The sequence below is a fragment of the Burkholderia crassaminum genome, from assembly GCF_964265005.1.
GTDB lineage: Bacteria > Pseudomonadota > Gammaproteobacteria > Burkholderiales > Burkholderiaceae > Burkholderia.
Genome location: NZ_OZ183800.1, coordinates 200107 through 220228, shown reverse-complemented (window position 1 = coordinate 220228; position 20122 = coordinate 200107). Strand labels below are relative to the sequence as shown.

The following is a 20122-nucleotide window of genomic DNA, read 5'->3' as shown; positions in this document are numbered from 1 at the left end:
ACGAGCGCGGCCCATCAGGCGATATGCTCAGTGCTCGCGCCTCCGGCACCCGTCGTCCAGCGGCTCCAGCGAATGCCCAGCAACAGGAGCACGGCGCTGCACGCGAACAGGGTCGCCTCGACCAGCACCGTATCGACATGCCAGCGCCGCGTCAGCAGCACGACGACGAGGTCGAACACGAAATGAAGCGCAATCGCGTACGCCAGCCAGCGTTTCGTTCCGCGCACGAACGTCTGCAGCACGATCAGCGACAGCCCGACATGCGCGGCCAGCGCGCTCGTGCGTTCAAGCAGCGCGAGCAACGGCGACGCGAGCGTCATGCCGGAGAACTGCGACCCGACCAGCGACTGCATGCCCTCGGGCACCACGACACCCGCGTGCGCGAGCAGATAGGCCGTGCCGAGCGCAAGAAACCCGACGCCGACCAGCAGCATCGCCTCCAATCCGCCGTGCCCGAGCCCGAGCATCACGGCAGTCGGCGCATCATGCCGCTTCGGCAGCAGATAGCGGAAGGCGACCCAGCGCCCGCATTCCTCGAAGAGCCCGGCCGTCAACGCCGCGAACACGAGCATCGGCAGGTGCCAGCGCGGGTCGTGAGCGAGCCAGCGGTACAACGGAATCTGCCACGACATGCGCAATACCGGCTGGAACACGAAGAAGGTCAGCATGCCGTAGAAAAACACGCGAAGCGGCACCTGCGTGCGGCGCCGCCACGCGGCTGCGAGCCACGCGGGCGCGAGCAGCGCGACCAGACCGGCCGCGAGCGTGAGGAACAGGAGCGCCGGGGCGACGGGATGCATCACGCACCCTGCTATGCGAGTTGCTTGTGGAAATACGTCGTCGCGCAGAGCGCGCCGTCGGGCATCAACGCAAAGTTCGGCACGACGCCGACGCGCTGCCAGCCGGCCCGCTCGTACAGTCGCTCGGCGTCGCCGCCCGTCACGGTGTCGAGCACGAGCACGGTCTTGCCGGCGTCGCGCGCGGCCGCGTCGGCCGCCGCCATCAGCCGCGCGGCGACGCCCTGCCGGCGCGCGTGCCGCGACACGAGCATCTTCGCGATATCCGCACGATGCGGCTGGTTCTCGGGCTGCGCGGTGACGACCTGCACGGTGCCGACGATCCGGCCGGCTGCGTCCTCGGCGACGAGCAGGATGCGCTCGCCGTTCGCAACGCCGTTGGCGACGCGGGTCCAGAACGCGACGGCGGTCGGCCGCTCGATCGGCAACATGAAGCTGACGGACGCGCCGCCCTCGACGCAATCGATCAGCACGTCGGACAGCGCATCGACGCAGGTCATCGCTTCGCCCGCGTCGACGCGGCGGACGGTAACAGATTCGGTCATGCCATCTCCGGTAACAGGTGGACCGCCCGCGCGGGTTCGGCGTGCGTCCGGATCGGAAAGAACACCGGCCGATCGTCGCGGCTCGCGCAACGGCAGCAGGCGCGCGGCAACGCCGCACCCGGTCGGCACGTGTTACCGCCCCATCATCCTACGCGACGAAAATTTCCGTTGCATCGCCGTTCGCTTCTCCTACACCTAGCCACATGGCTAACTTTCAACCCGGCATCAGCGACGTCTTCCACGCCCTCGCCGATCCGACGCGCTGCGCGATCGTCGGTGCGCTCGGCCAGGGCGAGCGGACCGTCTCCGCACTGGCCGAGCCGTTCGACATGGCACTGCCGTCGTTCATGAAGCATGTTGCGGTGCTCGAGCGCAGCGGCCTCGTGCAGACCCGGAAAACCGGCCGCTCGCGCACCTGCGCGCTGGTCGGCAGCCGGCTCGCCGAGGCCGAGGCATGGCTCGCCGCGCAACGCGCGCTGTGGGAAGCACGATCCGATCGTCTCGTCGAATTCGTCGAACGCCGTCATCAGGAGGAGCAAGATGTCAGCCAGCCCCGTCGACCCCGCTGAAGCCCACGATCTCGTCATCACGCGCACGCTGCGCGCGCCGCGCCACGCGCTGTGGCGTGCGTGGACCGACCCCGAACTGCTCAAGGAATGGTGGTGCCCGAAACCGTGGACCACCGAAGTGCGCGCGTTCGAGCTGCGTCCGGGCGGCGCCTTCCACACGTACATGCGCGGCCCCGACGGCGGCACGAGCGACAATCCCGGCTGCTTCCTCGAAATCGTGCCCGAATCGCGCATCGCGTTCACGTCGATGCTCACGGGCGGCTGGCGGCCGCAGGCGCCGTGGATGGGTTTCACGGCGATCATCACGATGGCCGACGACGATGCGGGCAGCCGCTACGAAGCGCGCGTGATGCATCCGGACGCCGCCACGCGCGATCGCCATGAAGCGCTCGGTTTCTTCGAGGGCTGGAACACCTGCATCACGCAGCTCGACGCATTCGCGGCCGCGCTGCGCTGAGCGCGGCCGGGTGCACGGTCATTGCATGCCGCCTCGCACGCGCCTAGGATTCCTGAAGGAAGCATGACGACACGCCGGCCTCCGGCGTGCACCGTCGCGCGCGCTCCGCGGGAGGCAACATGTTGCACATGCACACGCATTCGACCCGGGTCAGCCGGCATCTGAACGCCCCGCGCGGTCGCGTCTATCGCGCGCTGCTCGATCCGCACGCCGTCGAGCAATGGAAGGTGCCCGACGGCATGACGTGCCGCGTGTATGCGTACGACGCGCGCGAAGGCGGCGCGCTGCGCGTGTCGCTGAGCTACGACGCGCCGTCGGCCGGCACCGGCAAGACCTCCGCGCGCACCGATACCTATCACGGCCGCTTCGTCACGCTCGTGCCGGACGAGCAGATCGTCGAGATCGACGTGTTCGAGACCGACGATCCGATGCTGCGCGGCGCAATGACGATCACGATCACGCTGTCCGACGAAGCGGGCGGCACGCGCGTGGACGCCGTGCACGACGGGGTGCCGCCCGGCGTGCCGGCCGCCGACAACGAGACCGGCTGGCAAATGGCGCTGGCGAGGCTGGCGGCGCTGGTGGAGGCCGGGTAGCGGCCGTTCGCGCCGGCGGCGGGAATGCGGTGCGGCGGCGCGAAACGCCGGCGCGTGCGACACTGCTCCGCACCCGATCCATCCGGACCCGCAAGAGGAGACACTCCCGATGAACGCCGCGCGCACCGCCACCTGGTATTTCGATTTCGTATCGCCGTTCGCCTACCTGCAGCAGGAACGGTTCGACCGGTTGCCGGCCGCCGCCGTGTTCGAGCCGCGGCCCATCGTGCTCGGCGCGCTGCTCGCACACTGGGGCCAGAAAGCGCCGGCCGAGATCGCGGCGAAACGCGTCTTCACCTATCGCCACGCGCAATATCGCGCGGACAAACTCGGCATCGCGTTCCGGATGCCGCCCGCGCACCCGTTCAATCCGATCAAGCCGCTGCGCCTCGCGATCGCGATGGGCAGTTCACCCGACGCGATCCGCCGGATCTTCCGGCATATCTGGCGCGACGGCCAGGACGTGTCGACGCCGGAAGGCTTCGCCGCACTGTGCGAAGCCGTCGGCTTTCCGGAAGGCGTGACGGCCGTCGAAGCCCAGCCGGTCAAGGACGCGCTGCGCGCGAACACCGACGATGCGATCGCGCACGGCGTATTCGGCGTGCCGACCTTCGAACTCGACGGCGACCTGTTCTGGGGCGAGGATGCGACCGACATGTTCGCCGACTGCGCGACGTCGCGCGCGTGGCTCGATTCGCCCGAGGTGCGCCGCATCAGCGCGCTGCCCGAAGGGATCCGGCGCGGCTGACGGCGCGGCAGCAGCCGGGCGGCGCTCGCGACGCGTCCTGCGTCTCGCGTTGCGCAACGCGCAACAGGTGTCAGGCGTCGCGCCCTTCGACGAGCCCCGGCACGGCCTCGCGTATCAACGCGACGAACCGCAAGAGCCGCGACGGAGAGAACTGCGCATGCGGGTAGGTCAGGTAGACGGGCAGCGGCGCGGCCTGCCACTCGGCAGCGAGGTGGACGCGCTCACCGTGCGGATCCGGTGCCACTGAACCTCCGCACCACACACATGGCGGGCAGGCCCACAGGGCTTGCCCGCCTTTTCTTTTATTTTCGATCGGCGCATGCGTGACGCTGCGCGGCCCGGCAGATTCGCGCGCATCCTGCGCGAAAGCCGCGCATCCCGTGCAAGGTCCGCAGCGGCCCGCACGATTGTCCAGTTCTACGCATTATTTTTCCGGCGGCCATGCGCATCGATGCAGAAACATCGGACGAATCGCATGCCCCCCGCCGCGCGGCGCTCGCCCATCCGGCCCCACTGCACAGCCCCGTTTTATCAGGGGATTCCCGGTATTTTTTCGCATTTTCTTCGAAATAACGGGTGACATACTTGCCCCCCGTTGCGCTCCGGTACGAGCGCGCTTCCAGATCCTGTCGGCCGCGCGTCATGCATCGGGCGTCCGCCGGGGTCGCACGACATGAACAATTTCGACACCACGATCCAGATATTCCTCACTCACATCACGTTCGGACCGCTGATGAATCACGCGATCCGCGTGATCGCGGGCCTGTACACGTTCAAGGGCTTCGTACTCATTCCCGTGCTGTGCTGGCTGTGGTTCCAGCCGGGCCCGAACCGCGAGCGGCAGCGCGAGCTGGTCGTCGCGACGATCGCGAGCGGACTCATCGCGCTCGCGTTCGGCCGGCTGCTCGCCCAGGTGCTGCCGTTCCGCGTGCGGCCGATCTACAACCCCGAGCTGCACCTGCACTTCCCGTCGGCAGGGCTGCGCGCGGCCACGCTGCAGGCATGGAGTTCGTTCCCGAGCGATCACGCAATGCTGTGGATGGCGATCGCAACCGGCATCTTCATCATCGCGCGCCGCATCGGCATCGTCGCGTTGCTGTATTCGGTCGTCTTCATCTGCCTGCCGCGCGCCTATCTCGGCTTTCACTACCCGACCGACCTGATCGCGGGCGCCGCGATCGGCATCGCGATCGCGTGGCTGCTGACGCGCGACGCGGTCCGCTCGCGCTTCGCGCCGCAGGTGCTGGCGATGATCCGGCGCTTCCCCGCGCCAGCCTATACGCTCGCGTTCCTGCTGTGCTTCGAGCTGATCACGCAGTTCGACGAACTGCTGACGCTCGCGCAGTCGGCCACCCACACGATGTAAGGGGGAGACGCCGCGATGCTGCCGCAGTTTTCGTTTCGTCACCCCGGCACGCGATGCCGGCCGTGCGCGGTTGCGGCGCGCCGCGCCACACCTGCGCCGCTCAGTCGCGATCGGGCGCACCCAGCGGAAAGAACGAGCGATACGGCCGCGCCTCGTCGACCGCGCGCGCAAACGACGGCCGCGCCAGCAGACGCTTGCGGTACGCGATCACGTTCGCGAACGACGGATCGATCCGGTGCGTCCAGTCCGCATAGAACAGGAACGGCGCCGCGCCGCAGTCGGCGAGGCTGAAGCGGTCGCCGGCCGCCCATTCTCGATCCGCCATCTTCCTGTCCAGCCACGCATACGACGTGTCGAGCATCGCGCGCGCGTCGGCGACACCGCGCGCATCACGCTCGGCTTCCCGACGCAACGCGTCGTGCACGACCTTCTGCTGCGGCGTCGACACGTAGTTGTCGAAGAAACGATCCATCATCCGCACCTCGAGCGCGGCGTGCGGATCGTCGGGCAGCAGCCGCACGGGCCCCGGATGGTTCAGGCCGAGATACTCGATGATGATCGACGCCTCGATCACGGTGCGGCCGGCATCGACCAGCACCGGAAAGCGCTTCAGCGGCCACAGCGCGGTCAGCTCCTGCATCGGCTTCGGATCGTCGTGCGCGAGCACGCGATACTCGAACGGCGTGCCGTTCTCGTACAGCGCGGTCAGCACCTTCTGGCAGTAGGACGAAAAGGGATGGGCGTAAAGGGTCGGCATCATCGTGCGGTCTCTCAGGGTTTCGGCGCCGCGTCATGCGGCGCCGCGTGATCGGATACCTTGACGACGAACGGCACCCGGCCGTTTCGACAGCGGTCCGGAAATTTTTTGTCGTGCGACTCGGGCCGTTACGACCGGCCGTCCATCACGACGCGCCCCTCGGCACGCCAGCGCAGCATCCCGCCGCCGAGATTCGCCACCGTATCGAAGCCGGCCTTCAGCAGGATCACGGTCGCCTGCGCGGATCGCCCGCCGGCCCGGCACACGGTCACGACCGGCCGGTCGCGCGCGATCTCGCCGGCACGCGCGGCCAGTTCGCCGAGCGGAATCGGCGTCGCGCCGGGCAGGTGGCCGAGCGGGCCCGTGAATTCGTCCGGCTCGCGCACGTCGACGACTTGCACCGCCGGCAGATGATCCTCGAGCCATTGCGGATCGATTTCCCAGAACCCGGCGAACGTATAGACGAGCGGCGCCCAGTCGGGCGCCGCCTGCACGTCGGGCGCGTTCGCGGCGACGCCGCACTGCAGGTTGGCCGGCACCGCCACGTCGATCTGGCGCGGGTGCGCGAGCCCGAGGTTGCGCATGTAGCCCGCGAAATCGTCTTCGCTCAGATCGCCGCCGAGGCGCGGGTTGAAGCGCCGCTCCTCGCCGACGCTCGTCACCGTGAGCCCGCGGTAGTCGTGCGCCGGATACAGCAGGCACGCGGCCGGCAGCGTGAAGAGCCGGCCGTGCACCGCGCGATACAGCGCGCGCGGGTCGCCCTGCTGAAAATCGGTGCGGCCCGTGCCGCGGATCAGCAGGCAATCGCCGGTGAACGCCATCGATTCGTCGTCGAGCACGAGGCTGATGCAGCCGCTCGTATGGCCGGGCGTTGCGCGTACGGTCAGGTAGCGTGTGCCGAACGCGCAACGATCGCCGTCGTTCAGGTAACGATCGGCGCCCAGCGCGCCGCTCGCGGCCGAGATCGCGATCGTGCTGCCCGTGCGCTGCTTCAGCAGCCACGCGCCCGTCACGTGATCGGCATGCACGTGCGTGTCGACGGTCGCGACGAGCTGCAGCCCGAGCTCGTCGAGCAGCGCCGCGTCGCGGCGCACCTGCTCGAACACGGGATCGATCAGCAGCGCTTCGCGCGACGCGCGGTCGGCGAGCAGATACGTGTACGTCGACGATTGCGGGTCGAAGAGTTGCCGGAAGATCATCGCGAAGTCGCTCCGTCGCTGGTTGATGTGTATTGTCCGGCCCGCGCCGCCGTCACTGCGGCTGCCGCGCGGGCCACCCCGTCGTGGTCCTGCCCTGCCGGCATCCGGCCGGCACGGTGCGTCAGCCCGGCTGCTTCACGTAGCGCAGGTACGGCTTCAGCGTCCGGAAGCCCTGCGGATACTTCTGCTTCGCCGCATCGTCCGACACCGACGTCGGAATGATGACATCGTCGCCGGGCCGCCAGTTGACCGGCGTCGCCACCGTATGCTGCGCGTTGAGCTGCAACGCGTCGAGCAGGCGCAGCACCTCGTCGAAATTGCGTCCCGCGCTCATCGGATAGACGAGCATCGCCTTGACCTTCTTGTCCGGCCCGACGATGAACACCGAGCGCACGGTCGCGTTGTCGACCGCCGTGCGCGCGCCGCCGCTCGCATTCGGATGAATCATGTCGTACAGCTTCGCGACCTTCAGCTCGTCGTCGCCGATCAGCGGATAGTTGACCGCGTGACCCTGCGTCTCGGCGATATCCGCCACCCACTTCCGGTGATCGCTGACCGGATCGATCGACAGCCCGATGATCTTGGTGTTGCGCTTGTCGAATTCCGGTTTGAGCCCGGCCATGTAGCCGAGTTCGGTCGTGCATACCGGCGTGAAATCCTTCGGATGGGAAAACAGGATCGCCCAGTGGTCACCGATCCATTCATGAAAGCGGATCGTTCCCTCCGTGGTCTCCGCGGTGAAATCGGGCGCGTCCTCGCCTAGTCGAATCGACATGTTCGTCTCCGTCAAATGGGAATCGTCACGACGCCCGCGCCACGGCTTACGCGCGACGCGCGATCGTCCACGCGCGAAGGGCAGGCATGGCACATGCCGGGTTCCGCGCGTTCATATAGCCTAGTTCAAAATGCGCGCACCACTGGCATGCGGCGCGGGGCATGCGTCATGCCCTGGCCGATTCCAACGACGAATGCGGCACGGCAGCACGATGTGTCGCAACCGGTCGCTGGCGCGGGCTGCCTTACACTACCGGCTGTTCTCGTCTTACGTTCACAGGAATGCCACCGACATGTCGATGACGATCGATCCGAAGCAAGCCGCCGCGCTGCTGGCCGTCGCCGACACGGGCAGCTTCGAGCAGGCGGCCGTGCGCCTGCACGTGACCGCTTCCGCCGTCACGCAGCGGGTCCGCGCGCTGGAAGCGAGCCTCGGCACGCCGCTCGTGCTGCGCACGCGGCCGTGCCGCCCGACGGTGGCCGGGCAGCGCGTCCTGCAGCACCTGCGCCGCGTCGCACTGCTGCAGGCCGACCTGCAAAGCACGCTCGCGACCGAGCGCGAATCGCCGATCTCGGTCACGATCGCGCTCAATTCCGACAGCCTCGGCACGTGGTTTCTCCCGGCGCTGACCTCCGTGCTCGCGGGCGAGCGCATCCTGTTCGAGCTGATCGTCGAAGATCAGGACCATACGTTCGCGCTGCTCGAAAGCGGGATGGCGGTGGGCTGCGTGACGACCGAGCCGAAGCCGATGCGCGGCTGCCTCGCGACGCCGCTCGGCACGATGCGCTACCGGCTGCTCGCGGCCGCCGCGTTCGCGGTGCGCTGGTTTCCGCGCGGGCTGAACCGCACGAGCGCGCGCAAGGCGCCCGTCGTCGCGTATTCGCGGCGCGATACGCTGCAGTCGTCGTTCCTGAAAGAGAAGTTCGGGTTGCCCGAGGGCGCCTACCCGTGTCACTACGTGCCGGGCACCCATTCGCACTTCGCCGCGGTGCGGCACGGGCTCGGCTATGCGATGGTGCCGGAGCCGCTGATCGGCACCGCGCCGCTCGACGCACAGGGGCTCGTCGATCTCGCGCCCGCGCATCCGACCGACGTCACGCTGTACTGGCACGCGTGGACCGTGCAGTCGCCGACGATGGCGTCACTGTCCGAACGCGTCGTCGAAGCGGCGCGCCGGTTGCTCGCGCCGCTGCCGTGACGCGCGGGTGATCGACACCGCCGACGCGGTGGGCGGTGGGCGGTGGGCGGTGGGCGGTGGGCGGTGGGCGGTGGGCGGTGGGCGGTGGGCGGTGGGCGGTGGGCGGTGGGCGGCACGCGGTCTGCGGTCTGCGGTCTGCGGCACGCGGTGTGGTACGCCCGGTGGCGAGAAACCCTGCCGCGCCGCCTATACTTTTTCCATCGGCCTCGCGAACGCGCCGCGCGGCCGATCACGCCAATCCGGCCGTTCCCTTTCCCGCAAGGAGAACATCATGTCCCGCCGCTATATCGATTGCCGCGAGTTTCCCAGCGCGACGCATTGCTCGGTCGCGATTTCCGCCGACTCCGACAACGAACTGCTGGAGGCCGCCGTGCAACACGCGGTGCTGGTGCACCAGCACACCGACAGCGCCGAACTGCGCACGCAACTGAAAGCACTGTTCCGCGACGGCACGCCACCCGCCGACGCACCGCGGCCAGCGTAATCCGCCGGCTCGCCCGATATCGACAGACGGGTCGCCACGTCGCCCCCGTCGCCTCGTCGCTCCCTGCTTCGCGCCACATCGCGCCGGCGCCTCCCGCCGGCCGGCGCACTCCACCTTACGCGCGGCGCTGCGCGAAATACGCGCCGACCGCGTCGATGAAGGTATCGATGTCCGCGCGCGACACGTCGCAGTGCGTGACGAAGCGCGACGCGTACAGCATCTGCGTGAGGATCCCGCGCTCCTTGAGCCACGCCTCGAGCGGCGCGCAATCGGCTTCGGGGAATTGCGCGAACACCATGTTCGTCGCGTGCGACAGCACCTTCACGGTGTCGATGCGCGCGAGACCGGCCGCGAGATGCGCGGCGTTCGCGTGATCGTCCGCGAGCCGCTCGACGTTGTGGTCGAGCGCATACAGGCACGCCGCCGCGAGAATGCCCGACTGCCGCATCCCGCCGCCGAGCACCTTGCGCCAACGCGCCGCGCGCTCGATCAGCGCACGGTTGCCGACCAGCACCGAGCCGACCGGTGCGCCGAGCCCTTTCGAGAAGCAGATCGACACGCTGTCGAACGGCGTGCACAGCTCGGCGATCGACCGGCCCGACGCGACGGCCGCGTTGCACACGCGCGCGCCGTCGAGGTGCAGCGACAACCCGCGGCTGCGTGCGAACGCGGTGGCTTCCTGCACATAGCCTTCCGGCAAGACCTGGCCGCCGATCGTGTTTTCGAGCGCGAGCAGGCGCGTACGGGCAAAGTGATTGTCGATCGGCTTGATCGCCGCGGCGATCTTCGCGAGCGGCAGCGTGCCGTCCGGCGCGTTCTCGATCGGCTGCGGCTGGATGCTGCCCAGCACGGCCGCACCGCCGCCTTCGTACTTGTAGGTGTGCGCAAGCTGGCCGACGATGTATTCGTCGCCGCGCTCGCAATGGGCCATCAGTGCGGCCAGGTTGCTCTGCGTGCCGCTCGGGAAGAACAGGCCGGCTTCCTTGCCGGCCCGCTCGGCCGTCACCGCCTGCAGGCGCAGCACGGTCGGGTCGTCACCCCATACGTCGTCGCCGACTTCGGCGGCAGTCATCGCGGCCAGCATTGCCTGGCTCGGACGTGTCACGGTATCGCTGCGTAAATCGATCATCGCTGAGTCCTGGGTAAACGCGGACCGGAACCGATGCGCCCGGCCCTGCCGAAACGAGACTCAGAGTGTACGCAATTCACGCAGCGTGTGTGTGCCGACGGTCGTGCCGCATCGCGCACTTGCACGCCATGCGGCACGACGCCGCCCAGGCCGCCGTCAGTAGCGCGGCGGCGGCGGCTGGACGCCCGCCGGCGGCATCGGCGGCGCCGCGCGCGGTGCGCCGCCGTATCCGCCACCGCCATATCCACCGCCACCTCCCCCCCCTCCGCCGCTCATCCCGCCCGGCACCGGCACGCGGTTGCCGGTCGCGTACATGCATTGCAGGTAACCGTAGTCGTAGCGGCGCTGGATGTCGTAGGCCGAGCCTTGCGCGGCGCCGGCCCCGACCACGCTGCCCGCGAGCAGCCCCGCGCCTGCGCCGACGGCCGCACCCGTGCCGCCGTTGAACGCCGCACCGGCTGCCGCCCCGAGCGCGGTGCCGACGGCCGCGCTGCCGACCGCGCTCGCGGTCGATGCCTGCCCGGCGCTCACGCCGCCCGATTGCTCGAACGCGTATTGACGGCAGTTCGCATCGTCGGCGCGGAACTGGTCGAACGACTTGCCGGTGCCGGGCAGCGCCATCACGCTCGGCCCGGTCGGCATGTACGCGCATGCGCCGAGCAGGCCGGCCAGCGCCAGCGCGGCCGGCACGCGCAGCGGTCGAAATAGGGATTTCATCGTCGCGCCTCCGTCACTGCGGCCGTGCCGGCACCGATCGCCAGCCCGACTTGCAGGTCTTCACATGCGGGTAGTAATGCTTCGACGCGTCGCAGTAGTACCAGACGTTCGCGTCGCCGTCGTCCTGCGGCTGTCCCTTCTCGACGTACTCTGGCGGCGGCCCCGGGTCGACGGGCACCGCGACGACGGGCGGCGGATAGTAGTAGGGCGCAGGGACGACGGGGTAGTAATACGGGTAGCCGGGGCCGATATAGACCCCGACCCGGGCAGCATGCGCCACGCCGCCCGTCGCGATCGCCACTGCGGCCACCGCGCCCAGTGCGAGCTTCAATCCATTCACGTCACGTTCTCCGGCTGGCGGTTCGTCGATGCGAACCCGACACACCGAACGCTACGCCGCGTGCGATCCGTCATCCATTACGGGCGGGCGCGCCAATGTTGCGCGGCGTTACCAATGTGACAGACCCCATCGGCAGCGGGCCGCCGGCACGACCGCGCCCGTTACGCGATAACGCATCGCAACGGTTCGGCCGCGCGCGGGCGCCGCGTCGCGCGATGTCGCGCGGTTTCACACAGCATTTGCGTCCGCATCGAACCGTTCCGATGACGCGACGCGCCATATTGACGCACGTGCGTCAGACCGCCACGCCACGGCTGCGCGCGCGGCAAACAGTCTTCTTGATACGAATCAACGATTTACCCCGGAATCGAGCGCGGCGGGCTGGACATCTGCGACGAGTTGGCGCATTTCGCGGTGCAACATCGCGGCCCATACTCCAGCCAACCCCGACGCCCGTCCGCCGGGGTCCGCCGGCACCCGTCGGCGGGTATCGTCAGCCTCGGTCAACTGGTATGGACACCGCTCTTTCGGCCCTCGATCTGGCCCGCCTGCAATTCGCGTTCACCGTCTCCTTTCACATCGTCTTTCCGGCGCTGAGCATCGGCCTCGCCAGCTTCATCGCCGTCCTCGAATATCGCTGGCTGAAAACCGGCAAGCAGTACTACAAAACCCTCTGCCTGTTCTGGTCGAAGATCTTCGCGGTCGCGTTCGGGATGGGCGTCGTCTCCGGCGTCGTGATGAGCTACCAGTTCGGCACGAACTGGTCGGGCTTCTCGAGCTTCGCCGGCGCCGTCACCGGCCCGCTGCTGATGTACGAGGTCATGACCGCGTTCTTCCTCGAGGCTGGCTTCCTCGGCATCATGCTGTTCGGCTGGAACCGCGTGAGCCCGCGCGCGCACTTCGGCGCGACGCTGATGGTCGCGATCGGCACGCTGATCTCGACGTTCTGGATCCTCGCGTCGAACAGCTGGATGCAGACGCCGCAGGGCTTCGAGATCGTCGACGGCCGCGTCGTGCCGACCGACTGGTTCGCGATCATCTTCAACCCGTCGTTCCCGTACCGCCTGTTCCACATGGCGATCGCCGCATTCATCGTCGCCGCGCTGGTGGTGGCCGCGACGGGCGCCTGGCACCTGCTGAAGGGCCGCCGCGACAAGGGCGTGAAGAAGATGTTCTCGATGGCGCTGTGGCTGCTGCTCGTGCTCGCACCTTTGCAGGCCGTGATCGGCGACCAGCACGGCATCAACACGCTGAAGCACCAGCCCGCGAAGATCGCCGCGATCGAAGGGCTGTGGGAAACCGAGAAGGGCGGCACGCCGCTCAACCTGTTCGGCATCCCGGACATGAAGGCGGAAACGACCCGCTACGCGGTGAAGGTGCCGCACCTCGGCAGCCTGATCCTCACGCACAGCTGGGACGGCGAGATCCGCGGGCTGAAGGACTTCCCGCCGGAAGACCGCCCGAACTCGACGGTCGTGTTCTGGAGCTTCCGGATCATGGTCGGCCTCGGCTTCGCGATGATCGGCCTCGCGGCACTCGCATGGTTCCTGCGCCGCCGCGGCCGCCTGTATGAATCGAAGTGGTTCCAGCGCTTCGCGATCGTGATGGGTCCGACCGGCTTCGTGTCGCTGCTCGCGGGCTGGGTGACGACCGAAGCGGGCCGCCAGCCGTGGGTCGTGTACGGCGTGATGCGTACCGCGCATGCCGTGTCGCCGCTGTCGGTGCAGCAGGTCAGCTTGTCGATGATGACGTTCGTGATCGTGTACTTCCTCGTGTTCGGCACCGGCGTGTACTACATGCTGAAGCTGATGAAGGCCGGCCCCGCGCTGCCCGACGTGAAGCACGACGACACGCCCGACACGCGCCCCGACCACACCGCGCGCCGCCCGATGTCGGCCGTCGACGAACCGCTCGAGACCGTCTGAGCCTACCCTATCCGCACACGAGAAACCCTATGGACGTCACCGTAATCTGGGCCGCGATCATCGCATTGGGGCTCTTCATGTACGTCGTGCTCGACGGCTTCGACCTCGGCATCGGCATCGTCTTCCCGTTCTTCCCGGACGAGAAGGAACGCGACCTGATGATGAACACGGTCGCACCCGTGTGGGACGGCAACGAGACCTGGCTCGTGCTCGGCGGCGCCGGGCTGTTCGCGGTGTTCCCGATCGTCTATTCGACCGTGCTGTCGGCGCTGTACCTGCCGCTGATCTTCATGCTGGTGTGCCTGATCTTCCGCGGCGTGTCGTTCGAGATCCGCGCGAAGGCGCGGCGCACGAAGCAGCTGTGGGACCTCGCGTTCATCGGCGGCTCGGCCGGCGCGACGCTGTTCCAGGGGATCGCGCTCGGCGCGTTCCTGCAGGGCATCAACGTGAAGGATGGCGTGTTCGCGGGCGATGCCTTCGACTGGCTGACGCCGTTCAGCCTGCTGACCGGCCTCGGCCTGCTCGTGACCTATGCGCTGCTCGGCTGCTGCTGGCTCGTCGCGAAGACGGAAGGCGACCTGCAGCGGCGCCTCCATCGCGTCGTGTGGCCGCTGACGGTCGTGCTGCTCGGCTTCATCGCGGTCGTCAGCCTGTGGACGCCGCTGCAGGATCCGGCCATCGCGCAGCGCTGGTTCGATTCGGGGCTGTTCTGGCGCCTGCTGCCGGTGCCGTTCCTGGTCGCCGGGTGCGCGGTATGGATGCGGCGCGCGGTGCGCGCCCGGCATGACATGACGCCGTTCGTGCTCGCGCTGGCGCTCGTGCTGCTCGGCTATGTCGGCCTGCTCGTCACGCTGTTCCCGTATGCGATTCCTCAGACGATGACGATCTGGGAAGCGGCGGCGCCGCGTTCGAGCCAGACCTTCACGTTGGTCGGCGCAGCGGTTATCCTCCCGATCATCATCGCCTACACGACGATGGGTTACTGGGTATTCCGAGGCAAGGTGCGCCATGAAGACCAGCATTACTACCACCACTGATTCCACCGATCGCCAGCCCGATGCGCCGAAGCCGCGCATGCGCGGCTGGATGTGGTTCGTCGTCCTGTGGGCGGGCGGCGTGATCGGCGCCGTCACGCTCGGCTATGCGTTCAAGATCTTCATGAACCTGACGCTGTTCGCGGTGAAGTAGGCACCCACTGCGTTGCACGCCGGAGCGCATGCCGGATCCATTCCGCGCATCCCGCCTCCGGCGCACCCGCCTTCGCTGCCGGCGCGCTGCCGTGGCGATCGCCCTCCCCGGCAGTCACGCGCAGTGTCACAAGCCGGCGCGCACCCTCCCGCTCACCGTTCGCACTTCGCCGTGCACATCGCCTTGTCCACTTCCGTGAAGAACGCCTGGTAGTACTCGGGCTCCATGACGGTCTTGGTACGCGAATCGCCGGCGCTGTCCCACACCGTGCGATCGAATCGTGCACGCACGATCGCGACGTGCGCGTCCTGCCCCGCCCGAACCGTCACGATCGCGGCCACGCGTTCATGATCGGGCTTCGTCGGCAGCATCCCGATGCGCGCCTTCAACGCGCCGCGCAACAGCTGACGCCACTTCGGGATCAGCGCGTCGCTGCGCCCCGCTTCCACCAGCCCCGAATCGCGCTCGACCGTCACCGGCGCGTAACCCTGCGCGCGCAACGCGCCGGCCACCGCGTCGAGCATGCGCGCCTGCGTCGCATCCGCATAGCGGCGGTCGCTGAGCATGCGCAGCGTCTGCTGCTCGGTATCGGTCAGGTCGACTTCGGTCTGGCTCGAGCTGTAGCGCACCAGCGATCCACCGTTGCCGATCTGCCGCTCGTTGGCGGGTTTCGTCGCGCAGCCGGTCAGCGCCGCGAACAGTCCGGCACAGGCGAGCGCCAGCGCGCCGCGGCCGCGCGCGGGCGGCACCATGGCCGGGCGGCGCGTCGCCTGCCGCGCCGCGCGCCGCAAGCGAAGACGGTGGCGAATTCCGGTTGCCCGGGCGTCGGGTGGCGATATGATCGTCATTGGGGCGTTCTCTCCTGTCGGCGCCATGATAGGGAGGCGCCCCGGCCGCCACAAACGACATTTTTTGACCCACCGTGTAGCTTTTCTTCGCGATCTCACGATGCGCCGATTGCCTCCCCTGAACGCGCTGCGCAGCTTCGAAGCTGCCGGCCGCCTGCAGAGCCTCACCCTCGCCGCCGACGAGCTGAACGTGACCCAGAGCGCGGTCGCGCAACAGATCCGCGTGCTCGAATCGTTCTTCGGGCAGAAGCTGTTCGAACGCGACGGACGCTCGTTGCGGCTCACGCCGCGCGCGCGGCATTACCTCGTCGACGTCGCGAGTTGCCTCGGCCGGCTCGCGCAGGCGACCGGGCAGATGTTCGAACCGGTCGACGGCCATCCGGTGCGGATCAACGCGTCGGTATCGTTCGCGCACGGATGGTTGCTCACGCAACTGGCCGCGTTCCAGGCCGAGCATCCGGACATCGACGTACAACTCGTCACGACGCCCGACAACGAGCGCGACCAGATCGACGAAACCTGCGACATCGTGGTCCGCCGTTATACGCCGGAGCTGCGCCGCAAGGGGTTCGTGTCGCGGCCGCTGCTCGCGACCGTCGCGGTGCCGGTGTGCGCGCCCGGCCACCCGGTGCTCGAACAGGCGCGTACGCCGGCCGACTTGCGCAACGCGCCGCTACTGCATTACGCGGGCTTGCCGCAGGCGTGGCAATACTGGTTCCACCAGGCCGGCTCGGTCGTCACCGAGACGCTGCGCGGGCCGTTCTATCGTGAGTTCTTCCTGATGACCAAGGCTGCCGCGAGCGGGCTCGGCGTGTGCCTCGCGCCGCGTGCGGTCGTGCGCGACGACCTCGAGCACGGGCGGCTCGTCGCGCTGTTTCCGGAAGTCCACCTGGAAGGGCCGCCGTTTCATTGCCTGTATCGCGACGACGACGATGCGTCGCTGCGCACGTTCGTCGACTGGCTGTTCGCGCGGGCGGAGGCGCTGGAGGGGGTGCCGCCGGGATAGCCTGCGAGGCGCAAGGAAGCGGCAACCAGCGACGCAGCCTGACTCGGATGCGGATGCGCTGCCGTCGACCGGACAGATGCGCCGTCACGTCCTGCTACCTGTTCAGGCTCACCACACCGGGCTTCAATCCCGGTGTGCCGAATCTGCGGTTCGTCGCCCCGGGGAACCTACTTTTGCCCGCGCAGCGCCGCTTCGATCTTGCGATCGGTCTTGTACTGGCTCAGCGCATACACCGACCAGATCGCGGCCGGCAGCCAGCCGATGATCGTGATTTGCAGAATCAGGCAGATGATCCCGGCGATCGGGCGGCCGATCGTGAAGAACTGGAACCACGGCAGCAGCAGGGCAAGCAGAAGGCGCATGAACAAACCTCTCGGTGCGTCGTTGAACGGGTGATGCGTGGCGAATATGCCGGTACCGGCGACAGAATTCAAGCCGTCCGTCGCGATACCCGCCTGCTACACTCGCGCGTCTTCAAGCGAAGCATGACCAGAACAACAACGGAGAAAGAGGGCAATGAACACCCCGTCGTCACACCACGGCCACACGCGGCCCGCCATCACGCACCCGAAGAAAACCTGGCACCGCTGCGCGGCCGTCGCGCTCGCCGCCTTCACCGCCGTCGGCATCGCGCACGCCGAAACGAAGCCGACGACGCGCTACGCGATCAACCTGACCGGCGACAGCGGCAGCGAAATACCGCTGAGCAACGAGCCCTACAGCTGGACCACGCACGACGGCAAGGTGCTGGCCGAAGGCGTGACCGATGACAAGGGACGTGCCGCCGTGGCACGGCAGGCAGGCGAGACGCACTATGTGCTGGAGACCGTCAACACCCGCTGGATCTACACGGTCGACAACGCGTGCTGGGCGCGCCGCGACGCCGCCTTCGCCCGCTGCGCGAAGCTGACCGACGCCGTCAACCTGGTCGCGCAGCGCATGGCCGACGACGCGCGCGACGAACAGGCCGCGACTGCGCGGCGCCGTGATGCCGCGCTCGCCCGTTACCGCGCGGCCGCGGCTGCCCATGACGACGAACTCGTGTGGCTGGGCCCGCTGCCGGCCGAATGGTCGAGGGACGACGTCCAGAAACAGCTCGACGACGTGTACGGCAAGATCAAGCACGAGCTCGACAATCTCGGCGATGCCGACATCGACGTGTCCCGCTTCGTGTGCAGGTCGCCCGACCAGATCGGCCCGGCACCGGACCAGCAGGCCGTGATCGACTACATGGGCAGCCTGCGCGAACCGGGCTCGACGACGCCCGCGCAGTGGACGGCGCTCGTCGAGGCCGCGCGCAAGGGCAACTGGCTCGCGCGGCTGCAGATCTTCGTCGCGCTCGGCTCGCGCCCGAAAGACGACCTCGTGTCGGTCTACCGGCGTATCCAGCTGATGGCGTGGCTGCAGGCGAACCACGTCGGTGCGCTGTACACCTACTACCTGGGCGAACTCGCCGCAACCGGCTATTTCGAAGGGCCCAGCCCCGGCGCCACGTCGCCGATTCCGTTGTATGCGGCGATGCGCGGCAGCTATGCGGCGATGAAACGCGCGGGCGATTCGCTCATGGCGCGGGACGAGCCGGACGTGCAGGCGATCGGCAAGCGCATGCACGATTGCGCGCTGCAGATGATGCCGGTGCTGTTCGCGAAGTAGACGCGGATAGCACCTCAGGCAACACCTCACGCAGCACACAGGCAGCCCGCCGCGCGGCCGGCGGCGGGCAGTCCTACGGCGTCGCGTGGTTCAGCGACCGATACCGAGCCCCGGCAGCACGCCGGTATTCTCGGCTACCACCGCATGCAGCAGGCGCGGGTCGGCACCGAGAAGCCCGAGGATCGTCGGCGCGACCTGCTTCGTGCCGACGACGTCGGTCACGGTGCGCGCGCGATGGACGCCCGGATACGACACGAGCAGGCCGAGATGGCTGTCGTCCGGCGCGTTGCCGCCGTGCTCTTCGTCCTTCTTCGTGCTCGACGTGTAGATCACGCCCGGATTCGGCTGGACGATGATGTCCGGCGTGCGGCCGTTGGCCGGATCGCCGAAGCGCTCGGCGAGCGCCGCGCCGTACAGGATGTACGCCTGCGAGCCGTCCGCGCAGATCCCCGGCGCGTTGCAGCTCAGGTTCGCCTTCAGCGTCTGGACCACGGCCGTACGCTGGTTGCGGTCGCGCAGCCAGATCAGGCCGACGTCGTCGGTCTGCACGAAGCCCGTGTCGACCAGGCCCGAACCGTCGTTCAGGTTGCCCGTCTTCGTGTTGTTCTGGCCGAAGTTGCCGTTCGGGTCGAGATAGTTGTTCGCTTCGAGCAGCTTCGTCAGCGTGTCGCCGTTCTTCACGAGCTTCGTGTGATCGGTCGGTGACTGGCCATGCTTCGACGTGACGATCACGGCCGTCGACGAATACAGGTTCGCCTGCTTCAGCGCCGCGACGATATGGCCGATCGAGTTGTCGACGTACGTGATCGCGTTCGCGACCTGCCCGTTCGGCGTGAAATTCGCGTCGAGATAGCCGCCGCCCGTCGCGACCGTCGCCTTCTGCGCGACGCTGAGCGTCTGGAAGTCGGCGCCGAACAGCGTCGGCACCGGCGCGCTCTTCGTGCCCGTCGAGTCACGGCCGTTGATCTGGTTGATCAGCGCCTGCACGTGCAGGTTGTCGAAGCGCGCGGTGTGCGAATAGACGTCCGTGTAGTTCGTGCCCGTAGCCGGATCGATCGAGTTGATCTCGGTGCGCGCGAGATCGTCGACGCCGGTGCCCGACGGCCCGTTCAGCCAGTCGTAGCCCCATGCGTGCTTGTCGGCCCACGCGGTGGTCGCGTTCGGGATGCCTGCCTTCACGGCCTCGAACACCGTGTTGGTCTTCACGTAGTTGTGCGGATAGACCGGCACGCACTTGCCGTTGACCTTCGCGTTCGGGATCGCCTGCGGATTGAATGCGCCGCCGCCGTTCAGATGGACCAGCGCGCCGCCGTTCTCGGCGTCGATGCCGGTCGTCTCGTCGAACACGACGTTCCAGCCCTGCTTGCCCGAGCAGCTCGTGTCGCCCGGCGCGTACAGGTTGCGGTCGTACGACACGTCGTAGAACAGGCCGGCCGCCTTCGGCGAGCCGCCGGTCACGAGCGCGGCGAGGCCCGGAAACGAATCCGACAGGCCGGGCGTATAGGCATTCGTGTACGTCACGCCGCTCTTCGCGAGCACCGCGATGTTCGGGCACGTGTTCGCGCCGACGCAGCGCGCGAGATCCTGCTCGTGCAGGCCGTCGACGCTGATCAGCAGCACGTGCTTCACGACACGGCTCGCGTGGCCGCGGTCCTCGCCCTGACTGTTGCCGTCCTGCTGCGCCGCGTGCGCGCCTGCGCCTGCGAGCGCCAGCGCGCCCGCCACCATCGCCACCAACTTCCGCTGCTTACCAAGGAAAGACATGATTACCCCACCTCATCGATTGATGTTGAACTGCGTGACTTGCCATCAGGCGCGCAAAATA

General features: G+C 68.2%; 23 protein-coding genes and 1 pseudogene. 12 read left to right on the top strand and 12 right to left on the bottom strand.

All coding sequences use genetic code 11. From position 1 onward, the window contains the following. Positions 1-14: 14 nt before the first annotated feature. Both ACPTTF_RS18130 and ACPTTF_RS18125 read right to left on the bottom strand, forming a co-directional pair. Complete coding sequence (locus tag ACPTTF_RS18130; protein ID WP_423367622.1) at positions 15-800, bottom strand: YhfC family intramembrane metalloprotease; 786 nt, start codon at positions 798-800, stop codon at positions 15-17. A gap of 11 nt (positions 801-811) precedes the next feature. Further along, positions 812-1342 carry a GNAT family N-acetyltransferase gene (locus ACPTTF_RS18125; protein WP_166956244.1) on the bottom strand — a complete coding sequence of 177 codons (531 nt, stop codon included), beginning with the start codon at positions 1340-1342 and terminating at the stop codon, positions 812-814. Positions 1343-1545: 203 nt separating this feature from the next. Between ACPTTF_RS18125 and ACPTTF_RS18120 the strand changes: the two genes are divergently transcribed. The 4 genes from ACPTTF_RS18120 (at position 1546) to ACPTTF_RS18105 (ending at position 3712) form a co-directional block, all read left to right on the top strand. Further along, positions 1546-1911, top strand: coding sequence for an ArsR/SmtB family transcription factor (locus tag ACPTTF_RS18120; RefSeq protein ID WP_166956241.1), 366 nt, complete (start codon positions 1546-1548; stop codon positions 1909-1911). Beyond that, positions 1883-2368 carry an SRPBCC family protein gene (locus ACPTTF_RS18115; protein ID WP_423367621.1) on the top strand — a complete coding sequence of 162 codons (486 nt, stop codon included), beginning with the start codon at positions 1883-1885 and terminating at the stop codon, positions 2366-2368. Before ACPTTF_RS18120 ends, ACPTTF_RS18115 begins: the two co-directional genes overlap by 29 nt. A gap of 119 nt (positions 2369-2487) precedes the next feature. After that, positions 2488-2964, top strand: coding sequence for an SRPBCC family protein (locus ACPTTF_RS18110; protein ID WP_166956235.1), 477 nt, complete (start codon positions 2488-2490; stop codon positions 2962-2964). 109 nt (positions 2965-3073) lie between these two features. Further along, on the top strand, positions 3074-3712 hold the full coding sequence (locus ACPTTF_RS18105) for a 2-hydroxychromene-2-carboxylate isomerase (RefSeq protein ID WP_423367620.1): 639 nt from the start codon (positions 3074-3076) through the stop codon (positions 3710-3712). Between the two features lie 70 nt (positions 3713-3782). Here ACPTTF_RS18105 and ACPTTF_RS18100 read toward each other — a convergent pair. Beyond that, a pseudogene (locus tag ACPTTF_RS18100) lies at positions 3783-3947 on the bottom strand (LysR family transcriptional regulator); the annotation flags it as partial. Positions 3948-4385: 438 nt separating this feature from the next. Here ACPTTF_RS18100 and ACPTTF_RS18095 point away from each other — a divergent pair. Next, positions 4386-5078: a phosphatase PAP2 family protein gene (locus tag ACPTTF_RS18095; RefSeq protein ID WP_166956227.1), complete on the top strand. Its 693-nt coding sequence runs from the start codon at positions 4386-4388 to the stop codon at positions 5076-5078. Between the two features lie 100 nt (positions 5079-5178). Here the strand turns inward: ACPTTF_RS18095 and ACPTTF_RS18090 are convergent, their stop codons facing one another. The 3 genes from ACPTTF_RS18090 to ACPTTF_RS18080 form a co-directional block, all read right to left on the bottom strand. Next, entirely contained in the window at positions 5179-5838 is a 660-nt protein-coding gene (locus ACPTTF_RS18090; protein WP_423367619.1) for a glutathione S-transferase family protein, read from the bottom strand. A 125-nt stretch (positions 5839-5963) separates the two neighbouring features. Beyond that, positions 5964-7034 carry an MBL fold metallo-hydrolase gene (locus tag ACPTTF_RS18085; RefSeq protein ID WP_423367618.1) on the bottom strand — a complete coding sequence of 357 codons (1071 nt, stop codon included), beginning with the start codon at positions 7032-7034 and terminating at the stop codon, positions 5964-5966. 121 nt (positions 7035-7155) lie between these two features. After that, positions 7156-7809, bottom strand: coding sequence for a peroxiredoxin (locus ACPTTF_RS18080; protein ID WP_166956216.1), 654 nt, complete (start codon positions 7807-7809; stop codon positions 7156-7158). A gap of 292 nt (positions 7810-8101) precedes the next feature. On the opposite strand from ACPTTF_RS18080, the gene ACPTTF_RS18075 reads away from it, so the two are divergent. After that, positions 8102-9007 carry an HTH-type transcriptional regulator ArgP gene (locus tag ACPTTF_RS18075; RefSeq protein WP_059487548.1) on the top strand — a complete coding sequence of 302 codons (906 nt, stop codon included), beginning with the start codon at positions 8102-8104 and terminating at the stop codon, positions 9005-9007. 271 nt (positions 9008-9278) lie between these two features. Then, positions 9279-9491: a DUF1059 domain-containing protein gene (locus tag ACPTTF_RS18070; RefSeq protein ID WP_166956213.1), complete on the top strand. Its 213-nt coding sequence runs from the start codon at positions 9279-9281 to the stop codon at positions 9489-9491. A gap of 115 nt (positions 9492-9606) precedes the next feature. Here ACPTTF_RS18070 and ltaE read toward each other — a convergent pair whose 3' ends face one another. From ltaE to ACPTTF_RS18055, 3 genes are all read right to left on the bottom strand, one after another. Continuing rightward, positions 9607-10620, bottom strand: a complete 1014-nt coding sequence (gene ltaE, locus ACPTTF_RS18065; RefSeq protein WP_423367617.1) for a low-specificity L-threonine aldolase — start codon at positions 10618-10620, stop codon at positions 9607-9609. 156 nt (positions 10621-10776) lie between these two features. After that, positions 10777-11337 carry a YMGG-like glycine zipper-containing protein gene (locus ACPTTF_RS18060; RefSeq protein WP_226216897.1) on the bottom strand — a complete coding sequence of 187 codons (561 nt, stop codon included), beginning with the start codon at positions 11335-11337 and terminating at the stop codon, positions 10777-10779. A 13-nt stretch (positions 11338-11350) separates the two neighbouring features. Next, positions 11351-11677 (bottom strand): hypothetical protein, encoded by a 327-nt coding sequence (locus ACPTTF_RS18055; protein ID WP_021163569.1) that lies wholly within the window; start codon positions 11675-11677, stop codon positions 11351-11353. 512 nt (positions 11678-12189) lie between these two features. Between ACPTTF_RS18055 and ACPTTF_RS18050 the strand changes: the two genes are divergently transcribed. Genes ACPTTF_RS18050 through ACPTTF_RS18040 form a run of 3 tightly spaced genes read left to right on the top strand, consistent with a single transcriptional unit; the run spans position 12190 to position 14790 of the window. Further along, complete coding sequence (locus ACPTTF_RS18050) at positions 12190-13602, top strand: cytochrome ubiquinol oxidase subunit I (RefSeq protein WP_166956201.1); 1413 nt, start codon at positions 12190-12192, stop codon at positions 13600-13602. A gap of 29 nt (positions 13603-13631) precedes the next feature. Next, entirely contained in the window at positions 13632-14639 is a 1008-nt protein-coding gene (cydB, locus tag ACPTTF_RS18045) for a cytochrome d ubiquinol oxidase subunit II (RefSeq protein ID WP_166956198.1), read from the top strand. Beyond that, positions 14611-14790, top strand: coding sequence for a hypothetical protein (locus tag ACPTTF_RS18040; RefSeq protein ID WP_166956194.1), 180 nt, complete (start codon positions 14611-14613; stop codon positions 14788-14790). Before cydB ends, ACPTTF_RS18040 begins: the two co-directional genes overlap by 29 nt. A 152-nt stretch (positions 14791-14942) precedes the next feature. Here ACPTTF_RS18040 and ACPTTF_RS18035 read toward each other — a convergent pair whose 3' ends face one another. Beyond that, complete coding sequence (locus tag ACPTTF_RS18035; RefSeq protein ID WP_423367616.1) at positions 14943-15638, bottom strand: hypothetical protein; 696 nt, start codon at positions 15636-15638, stop codon at positions 14943-14945. A 100-nt stretch (positions 15639-15738) separates the two neighbouring features. Between ACPTTF_RS18035 and ACPTTF_RS18030 the strand changes: the two genes are divergently transcribed. Continuing rightward, positions 15739-16644 carry a LysR substrate-binding domain-containing protein gene (locus tag ACPTTF_RS18030; protein ID WP_243771618.1) on the top strand — a complete coding sequence of 302 codons (906 nt, stop codon included), beginning with the start codon at positions 15739-15741 and terminating at the stop codon, positions 16642-16644. Between the two features lie 167 nt (positions 16645-16811). On the opposite strand, the gene ACPTTF_RS18025 is transcribed toward ACPTTF_RS18030, so the two are convergent. Next, positions 16812-17006, bottom strand: a complete 195-nt coding sequence (locus ACPTTF_RS18025) for a YqaE/Pmp3 family membrane protein (RefSeq protein WP_059684201.1) — start codon at positions 17004-17006, stop codon at positions 16812-16814. A gap of 154 nt (positions 17007-17160) precedes the next feature. On the opposite strand from ACPTTF_RS18025, the gene ACPTTF_RS18020 reads away from it, so the two are divergent. Beyond that, positions 17161-18297 carry a hypothetical protein gene (locus ACPTTF_RS18020; protein WP_423367615.1) on the top strand — a complete coding sequence of 379 codons (1137 nt, stop codon included), beginning with the start codon at positions 17161-17163 and terminating at the stop codon, positions 18295-18297. A 90-nt stretch (positions 18298-18387) separates the two neighbouring features. On the opposite strand, the gene ACPTTF_RS18015 is transcribed toward ACPTTF_RS18020, so the two are convergent. After that, positions 18388-20061, bottom strand: a complete 1674-nt coding sequence (locus ACPTTF_RS18015; RefSeq protein WP_423367614.1) for an alkaline phosphatase family protein — start codon at positions 20059-20061, stop codon at positions 18388-18390. Positions 20062-20122 lie beyond the last annotated feature (61 nt).